At 44.1% G+C, this 14,688-nt stretch carries 12 protein-coding genes; 9 read left to right on the top strand and 3 right to left on the bottom strand.

Annotation, left to right across the window (positions count from 1 at the left end; genetic code table 11):
• Positions 1 to 108: 108 nt before the first annotated feature.
• A complete protein-coding gene (locus JMW85_RS14350) occupies positions 109 to 237 on the bottom strand; it encodes a hypothetical protein (protein WP_265088293.1) in 129 nt (42 codons plus the stop codon).
• A 494-nt stretch (positions 238 to 731) separates the two neighbouring features.
• Here JMW85_RS14350 and JMW85_RS00135 point away from each other — a divergent pair, with 494 nt between their 5' ends.
• The 9 genes from JMW85_RS00135 (at position 732) to JMW85_RS00095 (ending at position 11,693) form a co-directional block, all read left to right on the top strand.
• On the top strand, positions 732 to 2,060 hold the full coding sequence (locus tag JMW85_RS00135; RefSeq protein ID WP_201580560.1) for an efflux RND transporter periplasmic adaptor subunit: 1,329 nt from the start codon (positions 732 to 734) through the stop codon (positions 2,058 to 2,060).
• On the top strand, positions 2,057 to 5,158 hold the full coding sequence (locus tag JMW85_RS00130; RefSeq protein ID WP_201580559.1) for an efflux RND transporter permease subunit: 3,102 nt from the start codon (positions 2,057 to 2,059) through the stop codon (positions 5,156 to 5,158). Before JMW85_RS00135 ends, JMW85_RS00130 begins: the two co-directional genes overlap by 4 nt.
• Positions 5,159 to 5,401: 243 nt before the next feature.
• Positions 5,402 to 6,016, top strand: coding sequence for a YceI family protein (locus JMW85_RS00125; protein WP_201580558.1), 615 nt, complete (start codon positions 5,402 to 5,404; stop codon positions 6,014 to 6,016).
• A 420-nt stretch (positions 6,017 to 6,436) separates the two neighbouring features.
• Complete coding sequence (locus JMW85_RS00120; RefSeq protein WP_201580557.1) at positions 6,437 to 7,474, top strand: DUF1852 domain-containing protein; 1,038 nt, start codon at positions 6,437 to 6,439, stop codon at positions 7,472 to 7,474.
• 54 nt (positions 7,475 to 7,528) lie between these two features.
• On the top strand, positions 7,529 to 8,575 hold the full coding sequence (locus tag JMW85_RS00115) for a methionine synthase (RefSeq protein ID WP_201502888.1): 1,047 nt from the start codon (positions 7,529 to 7,531) through the stop codon (positions 8,573 to 8,575).
• Positions 8,576 to 8,711: 136 nt separating this feature from the next.
• Entirely contained in the window at positions 8,712 to 9,212 is a 501-nt protein-coding gene (locus JMW85_RS00110) for a flavin reductase (RefSeq protein WP_201502887.1), read from the top strand.
• A gap of 77 nt (positions 9,213 to 9,289) precedes the next feature.
• Positions 9,290 to 10,123: a sulfite exporter TauE/SafE family protein gene (locus tag JMW85_RS00105; protein WP_201502886.1), complete on the top strand. Its 834-nt coding sequence runs from the start codon at positions 9,290 to 9,292 to the stop codon at positions 10,121 to 10,123.
• 97 nt (positions 10,124 to 10,220) lie between these two features.
• Positions 10,221 to 10,592 (top strand): LysE family translocator, encoded by a 372-nt coding sequence (locus JMW85_RS00100; protein ID WP_201580556.1) that lies wholly within the window; start codon positions 10,221 to 10,223, stop codon positions 10,590 to 10,592.
• Positions 10,593 to 10,748: 156 nt separating this feature from the next.
• Positions 10,749 to 11,693, top strand: a complete 945-nt coding sequence (locus JMW85_RS00095) for an EamA family transporter (protein WP_201580555.1) — start codon at positions 10,749 to 10,751, stop codon at positions 11,691 to 11,693.
• A 183-nt stretch (positions 11,694 to 11,876) separates the two neighbouring features.
• Here JMW85_RS00095 and truC read toward each other — a convergent pair whose 3' ends face one another.
• Positions 11,877 to 12,647, bottom strand: coding sequence for a tRNA pseudouridine(65) synthase TruC (truC, locus tag JMW85_RS00090; protein ID WP_201580554.1), 771 nt, complete (start codon positions 12,645 to 12,647; stop codon positions 11,877 to 11,879).
• Between the two features lie 176 nt (positions 12,648 to 12,823).
• The gene (gene glmS / locus JMW85_RS00085; RefSeq protein WP_201580553.1) at positions 12,824 to 14,668 is read right to left on the bottom strand and encodes a glutamine--fructose-6-phosphate transaminase (isomerizing); all 1,845 of its coding nucleotides are present in this window, start codon (positions 14,666 to 14,668) and stop codon (positions 12,824 to 12,826) included.
• Positions 14,669 to 14,688 lie beyond the last annotated feature (20 nt).

The following is a 14,688-nucleotide window of genomic DNA, read 5'->3' as shown; positions in this document are numbered from 1 at the left end:
GGTTATCCTCTAAATGGGCTAAAAATGGCTAAATTAATAGCAAAAAAGAGGACAGCCAATGCTATCCTCTTCTATTCTTTGACGTAAAGCCATCATCTGGAAAAAAAGCTATTTAGCTTTTTTCGACTTTTTCAATGACTTCTTAAGATCTTTGAGGTCTTTCTTTTTCTGCTTAATTTTTGCTTTGGTATCTTTAATTTCTTGTTTAAGCTTCTTTACGTCTGATTTATTAGCCATGATGGATTCTTTTATTAGTAGAGTTATCTTAATAATGACAAATTACCCCATAAATACAAGTCTAAACTGTAGGGCGTATGTATCATTAGTTTTTACAAGTGATTGTTCCAACTATAATGGTCATATCTTAATGCATTCAATATGACAGCATATTTGGTCATGTTTTCATTGGCTGAATAGGTTTTAAGCAAGGGATTTTGTGCGAAGAAGACTTATGCAATGAACTAGGAATACGCTGTCTTTTGTCTTTACTTATCGTTCACCTGATAATCTTTGCTACTAATACCTTTATTAAGTTCAATGTCTTACTACGTCTTGATTATTATATCTTGATTACTATCAACAATTGACTATGTAGATACTTAACATAATTGACCCAATGACGAGATAGTCTACAATGATAAAAGACTATTTTGATAAGCTCTGCCTGTATCATTTTGTTTCCCTTATACTTTTTACGGCGTTAGTACCGTGCTTATTTATAGAGACCGACTATGAGTGATTTTGAACACCCTAATAATAAGCAAGCACCGACTAGCGAGCAAGAAACCAACATTGAGCCACCTCAACCATCTGAGCTACCACCGTATCGCCAGTCTGATAATTTGTCTAAAAAAACCGCTTCAAAACTACCATTATGGTTGTTACCCGTATTGGCAGCCGTGCTTATCATTGGTGTGCTACTTGGAAAGTATTGGGACGGTAGTGATAAAGCCGCGACCGATGAATCACCAGCTTCTAGTCGTACTTCAAGTGATGGTGCCACTGCAAGCGCTACGAGCACTGAGCAGGCGGTATTATCAGTAGAAACGGTCAGCCCAAGCCAAGATGATATTGGTAACACACTCAGTGCTGATGGCACCATTGATGCCAAAGATACGGCGAATGTCAGTGCTAAAGTCAATGGCGTGGCTATCGAGAGTATAGTGGTTGAAGAAGGTGATCGCGTCAAAGCGGGTCAAGTATTGGCGATATTTGACACCGATGCTATGGAGCAGCAAGTCTTGCAAGCAGAGGCAGATGTTGCCGAAGCAGAAGCGACGCTTGCCAATGCCAGCGCTGATGCTGCCCGTGTATTGCCACTGCTTGATATTGATGCGATTAGCAAACAAGAAGCCGATCGCTATCGCACTGCAAAGCTTCAAGCACAGGCTGCGCTACAAGCCTCCAAAGCGCGTCTGAGCACTCAGCGCTTGAGTGTAGATAATGCAACAGTGGTCGCACCAGTCAGCGGTGTCATCAGCGAGAAAATGGCGGAGGTCGGTATGGTTGCTGGTGGCGAGCCATTATTTACTATCATTAAAGGTGGTATTTTGGAATGGCGTGCAGATATTGATCCCAAGCTTGTCGGTGAAGTCAGTGTCGGGACGCCAGTACGGGTGAGCTTACCAGATGGTGATACGGTAATGGGGAAAGTGAGCCGCATAGCACCAACGGCGGACAACAACCGGCAGATTACCATCTATGCGAGCTTGGCAGCCAATGCAAAAGTACGGGCAGGTATGTATCAAACGGGTGAGTTCCTATTAGGCAGTGCCAGTACGCAAACGGTGCCCAATAGCGCTATCGTCAGCAACGATGGCTATGATTATGTGATGCTAGTAACCAATGTGACCACTCAAGATGGTCAGACCATGGGTCGTATCAAGCAACAACGAGTGACATTGGGCGAGCGACTTGGCGAAAATGTGGCAGTGCTAGAGCCATTGCCTAGTGACAGTCAAATTGTCAAACAAGGCGGTAGCTTTTTAAATGATGGAGATTTGGTGCGTATCGTTGATGGTGTTAGCCAAACGAGTACAGCAGCGCAGGCACAACCATGAGTTTAAATGTTTCTGCTTACTCGATAAAAAATCCTTTAGTTGCCATTTTGCTATTTATACTACTGACGTTAGGCGGTATTTATGGCTTTATGAAAATGAAGGTGCAGCAGTTTCCTGATATTGACCTACCTGCAGTTGTGGTCACGGTGACTTTACCGGGTGCCGCGCCATCACAGCTCGAAAACGACATCGCAAAAAAGATAGAAAACAAGCTCACCAGTATTGAGGGTATCAAGCATATTCGCACCACGTTACAAACGGGTGCTGCCACCATGGTCACAGAGTTTGTGTTAGAAAAGGATATTCAAGAAGCGGTCGATGATGTGCGCTCGGCAGTAGGCGAGGTACGCGGCGATTTGCCTGCCGCGGCCAATGACCCTATTATTACTAAAGTTTCAACCGCAGGATTCCCCGTTGTCACTTATTCTGTGGCTTCTAAAAACATGAATGTGGAAGACTTGTCTTGGTTCGTCGATGATACGGTCACCAAGCGTCTTTCTGATATACCGGGTGTCAGCACGGTTAGCCGTATTGGTGGTTTGCAGCGTGAGATTACCGTCGCAGCTGACCCGATTACCTTGAGTGGTCTTAAGCTCTCTATCACACAACTATCCAATCAAATCACGGGTATTCAGCAGGACAGCTCTGGTGGTGAAGCAGAAGTGGGCAAAACCACCCAGACGATTCGTGTCCTTGGTGCGGTGGAGCGGGCAAGTGAGCTCAATGATTTACAAGTGGCAATCCCAGCAGGTGGTACGCAAGCGCTTGGACGTATGGCACAAATCACAGATGGCGCGGCTGACCCAAGCTCTATTGCTAAGCTCGACGGGCAAACGGTGGTGGCATTTAACATCACCCGCTCGCGTGGTGCCAGTGAAGTCGAGGTCATGGAGCTGGTTGATGCAGAGCTTGCCAAGCTGTCAGCCGATGTAGGGAATATCACTATTGAAAAAGTCTATGATCGGGCAACGCCCATCGCTGAAGATTATCAAGCCTCATTACGGATGCTGATCGAAGGTGGTCTGTTAGCAGTCGTCGTTGTATTCTTATTTTTGCGCAATATTCGGGCAACTATAGTTGCTGCTGTCGCCTTGCCATTATCAGTGATTCCCACCTTTTTAGGTATGTACTTATTTGGCTTTAGCCTCAATATTATATCTTTGTTGGCATTGTCGTTAGTGATTGGTGTATTGGTTGATGATGCGATCGTCGAGGTCGAGAACATCATACGGCATTTACGCATGGGCAAGACACCGTATGAAGCAGCGATGGAAGCGGCTGACGAGATTGGCTTGGCGGTAGTCGCGACCACCTTTACTTTGATTGCCGTGTTTTTACCCACCGCCTTTATGGGCGGTATCGTTGGACAGTTTTTCCGTCAGTTTGGCTGGACGGCTGCATTGTCGATTTTTGCGTCTTTGATGGTCGCGCGTCTTATCACACCGATGATGGCAGCGTATATATTGCGACCAGAGAAAAAACACGTTGAGAAACAAAGCGCGCTGATGGGTTGGTATCTCAAAATAGTGGCATGGACACTGCATCATCGCTGGCTGACGATGGGTGCAACTTTAGTGTTATTCGTGGCGTCACTGATGCTTGTCAAATTACTACCAACATCGTTTATTCCTGATAATGACATTGACCAAACTCGTGTGGCGATTGAGTTGACACCTGACGTTGCGCTGGAAGACACAGAGCGCGTTGCTGCGCTGGCAAGTGAGCGTATTTTAGCAATGCCTGAAGTCACCAATATTTTTACCTCAGTCGGTGAGGCTCAGGCTAGCATGGACTCAAACTCTAGTGGTGGCAAAGCCGAAAATATAGCAGGTCTAGACATCGTACTAGCACCACGTGCAGAGCGCAGCTCTAAGCAAGAGATTGAACGTCAAATAAGTAGTTTGTTGGCAGAAGTGCCAGGTGCGCGCTTTACCGTCGGTTTGTCGAGTGGTGGAGAGAGTGGTTACAACTTCTCTATGACCAGTACTAATCCGCAATTGCTTGAACAAACCGCTCAGCAAATCATGTCAGAGATTCGAGGGCTACCCAGTGCTGGCTCCGTGACCAGTGACCGCAGTTTGCCGCGTCAAGAGTTAACGGTGACGCCAGACAGACTGGCGATGGCGGATAAAGGTGTGACCACGCAAGACATCGCTACGACGTTACGAGTGGCGACGGTGGGTGACTATGAGCAGCGTTTATCCAAGCTCAATTTGGATACGCGGCAGATTCCTATCGTCATTCGTTTACCAGATGTTGCCAAACAAAATGTCAGTCAATTAGAAGGTCTATATGTACCGAGCTCGTTACCAGCAGGACAGGGTGTACGTGTGGGTGAAGTCGCGTCATTAGACTTTGGCACTGGGCCTGCGCAGATTAGCAGGCTCGATCGGGAACGCGCCATCAGTATCACGGTGCAACCTGCGAGTGGCGAGCTTGGAGATTTGGTACAAGCGGTTAAATCAGTACCTGCCATGCAACAACTACCGCCTTCCATTACCATTATTGACCAAGGTCAAGCAGAAAACATGGCTGAGCTATTCAGCGGTTTTGTGATTGCGATGTCGGTCGGTGTGGTTTGTATTTTAGGCGTACTTATTCTATTGTTTGGGCGTATATTGCAGCCTTTTACCATTTTGATGGCATTGCCTTTATCGATAGGCGGCGCTTTTGTAGGCTTGGTTATTACCAATAGCAGTCTTTCTATGCCGTCGATGATTGGCTTTATTATGCTAATGGGTATTGCCACCAAAAACTCTATCTTATTGGTCGATTATGCACTGATTGCACAGCGTCGAGGTTTGGCGCGTTTTGAGGCTATTATCGATGCTTGCCGCAAGCGGGCGCGTCCTATTATTATGACCACCATTGCGATGGGCGCGGGGATGTTGCCCTTAGTCTTCGGTTGGGGTGATGCCGATCCAACCTTCCGTCGTCCGATGGCCGCTGCGGTATTGGGTGGTCTGGTGACTTCGACGTTATTAAGCCTTGTGGTGATTCCAGTGGTTTATACTTTGATGGATGATTTGTCAGGATGGTTTGCTAAATGGCTTGTACCTAGTGGCAAAGAGCAGACAACGACAGATAGCAAAGTATAATTTAACGGATTTATTTGATCATACTTATGACATAGCGTTAGCAGTGAGAATGCTATATCTAAAACAGACAAGCCCATACTGATTGATTAAGTATGGGCTTGTTGTCATTATATAAGAGAGTAATTATAAGAGAGCAATTATAAGAGAGCAATTATAAGAGAGCAATTATAAGAGCACAATCACAAGAGCACAGTCACAAAGGATGTGATGGCTCTATCATCTATATAGCAAAGGAATGTTACTATGAATCAAATGTCCCTCTCGACAGTCATACTGTCCTCGCGGAAGCCGCTACTAGCCTTATGCCTAAGCATGTTGGGTATCGCCAGCAGTCAGGCGAGGACTTACGATATCGACCCCACCCATACCAATGTACGCTTTGCTATTGACCATTTTAATACCTCTACCAACACAGGTGGCTTTTATAATATCACTGGGCAGCTAGATTATGATCCAGCGGCTCAGACTGGTAATATCTCGCTAGTAATTCCTCTGAATAGCTTAAATACAGGCAATGCAGCATTTGATATCACGCTAAAAAGCGCAGATTTTTTCGATATTGAGCAGTTTCCACTGGCGCAATTTGAGTCTACCAAATGGTATTTTACGACTGATGGTAGTGGCTCAAATGTCAGCAAAGTTGATGGTATGTTGACACTACACGGCAAGACTAACCCCATTACGCTAACGGCCAGCAAGTTCAATTGCTACCTAAATCCAATATTAAAAAAACCAGTTTGCGGTGGGGATTTTACAACGACCATTGATCGAACGAAATGGGGCATCAGCAAATATACGTTATTGGGTATTACTAAAAAAGTTCAGCTAAACATTCAGATTGAAGCGGCAAGACAGTAGTTTGACCGCGTTAAAGTTGAAAAAATCTTAAGAATGTTTATCGCTAACACAATCAATAGAAAGCAATTCTCTATTTATATTATAAAAAAAAGGGCTGAGACTTAGAAAATAAGTTTCGGCTTTTTTAATGAGAGAACCCTTAGATTCGTTAGTTAGTTTATCGAAATTTTCTTTATGCTTTCACTGGCGTAGCTCATTTTTCTACAGGCTTATTTTGTGCTGAATGATCCTATCGAGCAAGTCATAAAGTCTCCGCTATCCAATCTCATGTCATACCATAAATTCATTAACATGAATTATATTCATCTTATATTTAAATAGTATCGTTTTTATTCATGTAATAGTTTAGGTATGATTCATCTCATACACAAATTTGGTTTTATCTCAAATAATGAGAGTAGATTAGGGTAGCGGATTATCATGAGTAAAGAATTTAGTTGTGCCATTAAGCGCATTCGTTTTGATGAAAACTATCATCCTGCAAATAGCACGCGTTTGACGACGAACTTTGCGAATTTGGCGCGTGGCGAGCATCGTCAGGAGAACTTAAGCAAAACATTAAGAATGATAAATAATCGTTTTAATGCATTGGCACATTGGGATAATCCCACCGCAGATCGTTATTCTGTTGAGGTTGATATTATTTCTGTCGACATGGATGTGGCAGGAAATGGCGATACTTTCCCTATCATCGAGATGCTGCAAACAACGATTGTGGATCATAAAGAAAACACCCGTATTGACGGTATGATTGGTAATAGTTTTTCATCTTATGTGCGCGATTATGACTTTAGCGTCGTATTATTAGACCATTTCGATAAACATCCATCATCTGCGCCGCCAGTAGATTTCGGTGACTTACATGGCAAACTGTTTCAGTATTTATTGAATTCAAGAGCTTACCAAGCTAATTTCACTAAAAAGCCTGTGATTTGCTTGAGTGTTTCCACCAGTAAAACCTATCAACGTACGACCAATCAGCACCCTGTATTGGGCGTTGAATACAAACAAGATGGCTGTTCTTTTAACAAAGGGTCACTAACCGATGAGTACTTTTCCAAAATGGGCTTAACCGTTCGCTACTTTATGCCTACGGGTAGCGCCGCGCCATTAGCGTTTTATTTTGCGGGTGACTTGCTGAGCGATTATACCGATCTTGAGCTGATCAGTGCGATTAGTACCATGGAGACGTTTCAAAAAATCTACCGACCTGAAATTTATAATGCCAATTCGGCAGCGGGTCAAGTGTATCAACCGAGTTTGAAGTACCAAGATTATTCGTTAACTCAAATTGTGTATGACCGTGAAGAACGCAGCCAGATGGCATTGACACAAGGTAAGTTCACCGAAGAGCAGTTCATCAAGCCATACCAAACCATTCTTAATGAGTGGGCAGCAAGCTATGATGTGACAAGCAGCATTGTTCAAAAAGAAGCCGTAAAAAAAGCCGCAGCATAGCCAATATAAATGTAGCCGAAAAGTAAAATACAAATTAATAAGAAGATGAATCGTATGACAATATTATTACCGACACAAAAGTTATTACCGACGTCAACGGCTGGCAGCTTACCGAAACCTTCTTGGCTTGCAGAACCTGAAAAAATCTGGTCACCTTGGGCATTAGAAGGCGCGCAACTGCTTGAAGCCAAACAAGATGCACTACGTTTGACATTGCAAGAGCAAGTGCATGCAGGCATCGATATTGTCAGTGATGGCGAGCAGACTCGTCAGCACTTTGTGACCACCTTTATTGAACATCTGGATGGCGTCGATTTTGAGAAGCGCGAGACCGTGCGCATTCGTAATCGTTATGATGCCAGTGTGCCGTCAGTTGTGGGCGCGGTAAGCCGTCAAAAGCCTGTATTTGTTGATGATGCTAAGTTTTTACGTGCGCAAACCGATCAGCCGATCAAATGGGCACTGCCTGGTCCGATGACCATGATTGATACCTTATATGATGGTCATTATAAAAGCCGTGAAAAATTGGCGTGGGAATTTGCTAAAATCTTAAATCAAGAAGCGAGAGAGTTAGAGGCGGCTGGGGTGGATATTATCCAATTCGATGAGCCTGCCTTCAATGTGTTCTTTGATGACGTCAACGACTGGGGTATTGCCACGTTAGAGCGTGCCATTGAAGGTCTAAAGTGTGAGACGGCGGTGCATATCTGCTACGGCTATGGCATCAAAGCCAATACCGATTGGAAAAAGACACTGGGTTCAGAGTGGCGTCAATATGAGCAAGCCTTTCCTAAGTTGCAGCAGTCGAATATCGATATTGTCTCTTTAGAATGCCAAAACTCACATGTTCCCATGGATTTGATTGAATTGATCCGCGGTAAAAAAGTGATGATTGGTGCCATTGACGTGGCAACCAATACTATTGAAACCCCTGAAGAAGTGGCCAATACACTACGTAAAGCCTTGCAATTCGTCGATGCGGATAAGCTGTATCCTTCAACCAACTGCGGTATGGCACCACTATCGCGCCAAGTGGCACGAGGTAAGCTGCAAGCGTTAAGTGCAGGCGCAGCAATCGTGCGTCAAGAACTGACCGCTTAGGGTTCATTGAATAAACTGATACAAAATTTAGCTTTTATAGGTTGGGTTTTTAACCCCGTCTATACTAGCTTGTTTAAACTCATGAGTGACCTCAGTTATCAATGAACTTAAAGATTTAAAATTTAGGAGTTAAGTCATGATTGAAGCCACCGATTTTAGAGATGGTATGTCTTTGTTAACAACAGCGGTCAATGTTATTACCACAGAAGGCAGCGCTGGTACTCATGGATTTACCGCATCTGCGGTGTGTAGCGTCACCGATACACCGCCAACCTTGCTGGTTTGCATGAATCAGACGTCTCGCTCACATGCTCATTTTATTGAAAATAAAATATTAAGTGTCAATGTTTTAGGCGCACAGCACGAATCAATATCTAACGCTTTTGCCTCCAAATTGAGTTCACAAGAGCGATTTGAATACGGCTCTTGGTCACAACTCAAAACAGGCGCTCCCGTTTTAGAAGATGCGTTGGTCAGTTTTGATTGTGAGATTGAGGACATTCAGCAAGTGGGCACGCACAGTGTTTTCATGTGCCGGGTGGTCGCCATTAGACAAAGTGAGCAAGAGGAGAGTTTGGTGTATTTTAATCGTGCCTATTCTCGGGTTGGTCAAGTGGATCAAGTAGAAATCGCTTAAGTTGGCTTTTTAACTGATTGATTGTCACTGAACTAAAATAACCATCGTACTAACTCTACATAAGAAGTAAATATCCCGTGGAATTAATCGTTTTTTTAATTATAGGCGCGCTAGCAGGATTTGCTGCGGGGCTATTTGGTGTAGGCGGTGGCACAATTATCGTGCCATTATTATTTATCGTCTTTACGCAAATGGGTTACAGCCCTGACAATATCATGCATTTGGCATTAGGTACTTCATTGGCGACCATCATTGTCACCTCTATCAGCTCGCTCATGGCACACAATAAAAAAGGCGCAGTCATGTGGCCTGTCTTCAAAAATCTGGCACCAGGCTTAGCGATTGGTTGCTTTTTAGGGGCAGGGATTGCAGGGCAGATATCTGGGCTGTACCTTCAGCTCATTGTTGGCGTATTTTTGCTTTGGGTCGCCTACAAGATGTTTTTCGGTGGGAAAAAACAGGTAGCTAATCCTGCTACCAATTCTAGTAGTGCCGACGATGCTAATACACAACTGCCTTCAAAACCTAGGCAATTAGCAGCAGGTGGGGTTATCGGTATCGCTTCTGCCATTTTCGGTATTGGCGGCGGTAGCTTAACCGTGCCTTATCTCACGCGTTATGGTGTAGTCATGCAAAAAGCCGTTGGCACCTCAGCTGCTTGTGGTCTGCCGATTGCCATAGCTGGGGCATTAGGTTTTATATTTTTTGGGATGCAGCAACGAATTGATGTGCCTAACACCATTGGCTTTGTGCATATTTATGCCTTTTTAGGGATCAGCATCATGAGCTTTTTTACCGCCAAGCTAGGCGCGAAAGTTGCTCATATACTATCACCAGAGCTTTTAAAGAAGTGCTTTGCGTTGTTATTAACGGTTGTAGGGTGTTACTTTCTGTATAAGGGATTGGTTTGAGTCTTTATATTGGCGCGTTTAAACTGCAACGTTTAGATAGTTCAAAAGTTTATTTTGAGTGGTTCTCTTATAGCAGTCTGCTTTAAGTGGTCTATTAATGGGTCTATTAATGGGCCTAAAGGGTGAAGTATCTGGGTTCTGTTGGGTATGCGTATTTTTGTTTTTCAAAATGGCCTTTGGAAAAAGAAAATCATTTGTCCTAGAGTCTGACAACACGTTAGATGTGAGTAGCACAAGTGCTGGTAGGTTGTTCAAAGAAGGTTTGCTAACCTCCCTTTCTAACCCAAAACCTATCTTATTTTTTATGGCTGTATTTCCGCAATTTATCGATACTGAGCAAGCCTATCTTTCTCAATTTCTAATTTTAGCTTCAGCTTTTTGCCTCTTGGTCTCACTGATCCATTTTTGCTACGCAGAAGCATTTGCTTTAGCCAGTCGATATCTATGGAAAGCTCAGGATAACCTCTAGTTAATTACAAAAATAGGCGGTGCAACATTAATGCTCATTGCCGTTCTATTGTGTGTAAGTGTAGTACTCACTCTCTAAAAGCATCCTATGATTAATACGAGATTGTCATAAAATTTTTAAATATAATAATCAGCCATAACTTTCTAGGCCAACGACATGACTCCTATATACACTGCATTGGCTGTACTGGTTACTTTTATTTGGGGTGTAAACTTTACCTTTATTGCATGGGGGCTTGAAAGCTTTCCACCGCTAATGCTCACCGCCCTGCGTTTTTTCTTTACCACTGTGCCACTGGTTTTTTTTCTAAAACCGCCCAAATTTAACCGTACATTACTTATCTATGCTATCGGTACGTTTGTCATGCAGTATGCTTTTGTCTTCACTGCCATGCACTTAGGGGCATCAGCAGGATTGACGGCACTATTGCTACAAATTCAAATTTTTATTACCGTATTATTGGCGTATTTTATACTGGGTGAGGCCGTGAGTCGCATGCAAATCATCGGTATGCTGGTCGGTGTGCTAGGGCTTAGCGTCATCGCGTTGAACCTTGGTGGTGATATGCCTCTGGCTGGGTTTGTCTGTATCTTGATTGCGGCCATAGGCTGGAGCTTTGGTAACATTGCTTCAAAACAGGCGTCAACACAAGCGACGCAGCAAAGATCAGACGGGGCTATTATTCCGTCTAATACTGGAAGGAATAAGGCATCCGCATTGTCTGCTCTCGCTCTCGTGGTTTGGGGTGGTCTGATCGCTTGTGTGATTTTAACGCTATCTTCTCTCATATTTGAGACCGAGGCATGGCAGCTGGCGACGTTTAACGAGGCATCGCTTAAGTCTTGGTTATCACTTGGGTTTATCGTGTATGTCTCAACGCTGATAGGCTTTGGACTGTGGGCGCATCTGCTTAGTCAAAATACGGCTTCTAAGGTTATGCCGTTTGCTCTATTGGTGCCAGTATTCGGTATGACAACCTCAGTGCTGCTTACAGGAGAGGTCGTGACATGGTGGAAGATGCTGGCAATGATATTGATATTGTCGGGGTTGGTGCTAGCGAATATAAAAATGAAACTGGGAATAAAGCGCCAGCCAATATGATATTAGCTGTTCTTATTCCTATAACAGCGCTTACGGTAAATAAAAATAAAAATAAAAATAAAAATAAAAATCCAAAAGCTCATAGCCGAAGGTTCAAGTCCTTACTAGGGTACCGAACCTTCATATCTAGCATCAGTATGTCGACTTCTTTGATATGACTATCTAAGATAAAACCTACGCTGTTTAATCTTTAGCGCTGTCCACCCAAGAAAACTCTTCTAAGATACGCATCCATTGATCGTCTAATTTAGCTTTTAGCAATAACGGCTCACCAGTGACGGGGTGGCTAAGCGCTAAAGTCTGAGCATGCAGCAACATGCGCGTACAATCATAGTGAGTACGAAAAAATCGTGTGTGACGTATATCACCGTGGCTAGTATCACCCACGATATGATGGAATACATGTCGCATGTGCCGACGCAGCTGATGCTTACGCCCAGTCTCGGGTGTCAAGCGCACAAGACTATAGCGGCTCGTGTCATGCTTTTTTGATATGGCAAATGGTAGCTCGATTTGTGCCAAACTTTGCCAATGGGTCACCGCCTCTTGAGCGGGTTTGTCCAAATCAGCAAACTTATCGGCGATGGCATCGGGTTGAAAGCTTAACGCATAATCGACGGTGCCTTGTTCTGACATATAGCCGCGCACCACGGCTAAATACTGCTTGGTAACTTTGTGTTCAGTAAAAGCCTCGCCAAGGCTGCGCGCCACGGCTGAGCTCTTGGCAAACAATAATACGCCTGACGTAGGCTTGTCTAACCTATGCACCGGAAATACATGACAACCTACCGCATCACGGGTGAGTTGCATGGCAAAGCGTGTCTCGCCTTTATCCAGCCAACTGCGGTGCACCAATAGACCAGCCTCTTTATTAATTGCTACCAGGAATTCATCTTCATAGATTATTTCTATTTGATTAGTGATTTGATTGGCGGTGTCGCTTTCGATATCCATGTTCTCATTGTCCATACTGTAGATACAGTAATTATATAAGTGATTGAATTATATAAATTACTGATATTTTTCTATTTCGTTATTCACAAAAAAATCCTTCGCTATCTTATTCGTACCAGATAGCGAAGGACTCGGTGTAAAAATAAATTTATTGATAATAAAATCAAATACTTATATTACTCAACAGTCACTGATTTAGCAAGGTTACGCGGCTGATCGACGTCTGTACCGCGCATTACGGCAACATGGTATGACAACAGCTGTACGGGTACGCTGTAGACGATAGGGGCAAGCGTTTCACAAACATCGGGCACATAGACCACATGCAATCTGTCTTCTGCGACCATTTGACTAGATTCGCTGGCAAAAACGAACAGCTCACCATGACGCGCGTGTACTTCTTGCATATTGGCTTTTAGCTTATCAAACATGCTGTCTTTTGGCGCTAGTACGACGATGGGCATGTCTTTATCGACCAAGGCCAATGGTCCATGCTTGAGCTCACCTGCCGCATAACCTTCGGCGTGGATATAAGAGATTTCTTTCAGCTTTAACGCGCCTTCTAGCGCTATTGGAAACTGCAAACCACGACCTAAGAACAGGCAGCTCTTTTTATACTCAAAATGCTCACTCATGGCTTTGATAGGCGCATCGAGGTTTAAGCTGGCATGTAGTTGACCACGTAGCTCTTGTAATTGACCAAGCAAGGTACTCAGGTTTTCGCCAGTCATGCGCTCCTGAACGACACCCACTTTTAAGACCAATAGCATTAAAGCGGAGAGCTGAGTGGTGAATGCTTTGGTAGAAGCAACACCAATCTCGGGACCAGCAAGCGTTGGTAAAAAGATATCCGTCTCACGTACCAAAGACGATGTCGGTACGTTGCATAATGCTAAGCTAACTAGACCTGCTGGCGTGTGCTTTTGAATATCACGTAGCGCCGATAACGTGTCTGCCGTTTCGCCAGATTGAGAAATACAAATGACGAGTGTGTTGTCGATGACGACAGGATTGCGATAGCGAAATTCACTAGCGACTTCAACGGAACAAGGCACACGAATAAGGCTCTCAAACCAATATTTTGCGACCAATCCTGAGTGGTAACTGGTACCACAAGCGATGACTTGGACATGCTTAATGCCTTTTAATTGCGCTTCATGACGCTGTAAAAAATCATCGCGCAGCTTAGACGGCTCATCGCTATCTACAGCCATCTCAACAGTACGGGCAACCGCGTCTGGCTGCTCATAGATTTCTTTGAGCATATAATGCTTAAACTCGCCTTTATCGGCATTGTGCTGTGCCGCATCAATTTCATGTATCTGACGTTTTACTTCGACACCATCGGCATAAACCTGAATGCTACTGCGCGTCAATTTGGCGATATCACCTTCTTCTAGATACATAAAGCGATTGGTGACCGGTAGTAGGGCTAATTGATCAGAAGCAATAAAATTCTCACCGATACCTACACCAATCACTAGTGGAGAGCCTAAACGAACAGTAATCAGCTCTTCTGGGCAGTCGATATGTAGAATACCAAGGGCAAATGCGCCATGTAATAACGGAATAACGGCACGAACCGCTTCTAGTAAATCAGGTGTGGTTTTGTAGATATCATTGATTAGATGAGCGACGACTTCGGTATCGGTCTGCGAAGTGAACACGTAACCTTTAGCAATCAATTCTTCTTTTAACTCGGCATAGTTTTCAACGATACCATTATGTACCACAGCAATCTTGCCCGATACATGCGGATGGGCATTACGCTGTGCCGGCTCGCCATGGGTTGCCCAACGTGTATGCGCAATACCAATATGACCATCGAAAAATTCAGGATTAACTGCCACAGCATCGACCAATGCTTGCACTTTACCCACTTGGCGCTCGCGATGGAGTTCGCCATCACGAATGACGGTCAGACCGGCAGAATCATAACCACGGTATTCTAGACGCTTAAGACCCTCAAGTAAGATATTGGCGATATTACGCTCAGCGACTGCTCCAACGATTCCACACATAACTATTCCTTAAATTCGAT

The sequence above is a fragment of the Psychrobacter glacincola genome (assembly GCF_904846075.1).
Lineage (GTDB): Bacteria > Pseudomonadota > Gammaproteobacteria > Pseudomonadales > Moraxellaceae > Psychrobacter > Psychrobacter glacincola_C.
Note: the sequence above shows the minus strand (reverse complement) of the source record. Positions and strands in the feature narration are given on the sequence as shown.

Excerpts from the sequence above, each read along its gene's own strand:
- JMW85_RS14350 (WP_265088293.1), bottom strand. The coding sequence starts at position 237 with ATGGCTAATAAATCAGACGTAAAGAAGCTTAAACAAGAAATTAAAGAT.
- JMW85_RS00135 (WP_201580560.1), top strand. The coding sequence starts at position 732 with ATGAGTGATTTTGAACACCCTAATAATAAGCAAGCACCGACTAGCGAG.
- JMW85_RS00130 (WP_201580559.1), top strand. The coding sequence starts at position 2,057 with ATGAGTTTAAATGTTTCTGCTTACTCGATAAAAAATCCTTTAGTTGCC.
- JMW85_RS00125 (WP_201580558.1), top strand. The coding sequence starts at position 5,402 with ATGAATCAAATGTCCCTCTCGACAGTCATACTGTCCTCGCGGAAGCCG.
- JMW85_RS00120 (WP_201580557.1), top strand. The coding sequence starts at position 6,437 with ATGAGTAAAGAATTTAGTTGTGCCATTAAGCGCATTCGTTTTGATGAA.
- JMW85_RS00115 (WP_201502888.1), top strand. The coding sequence starts at position 7,529 with ATGACAATATTATTACCGACACAAAAGTTATTACCGACGTCAACGGCT.
- JMW85_RS00110 (WP_201502887.1), top strand. The coding sequence starts at position 8,712 with ATGATTGAAGCCACCGATTTTAGAGATGGTATGTCTTTGTTAACAACA.
- JMW85_RS00100 (WP_201580556.1), top strand. The coding sequence starts at position 10,221 with ATGGGTCTATTAATGGGCCTAAAGGGTGAAGTATCTGGGTTCTGTTGG.
- JMW85_RS00095 (WP_201580555.1), top strand. The coding sequence starts at position 10,749 with ATGACTCCTATATACACTGCATTGGCTGTACTGGTTACTTTTATTTGG.
- truC (WP_201580554.1), bottom strand. The coding sequence starts at position 12,647 with ATGGATATCGAAAGCGACACCGCCAATCAAATCACTAATCAAATAGAA.
- glmS (WP_201580553.1), bottom strand. The coding sequence starts at position 14,668 with ATGTGTGGAATCGTTGGAGCAGTCGCTGAGCGTAATATCGCCAATATC.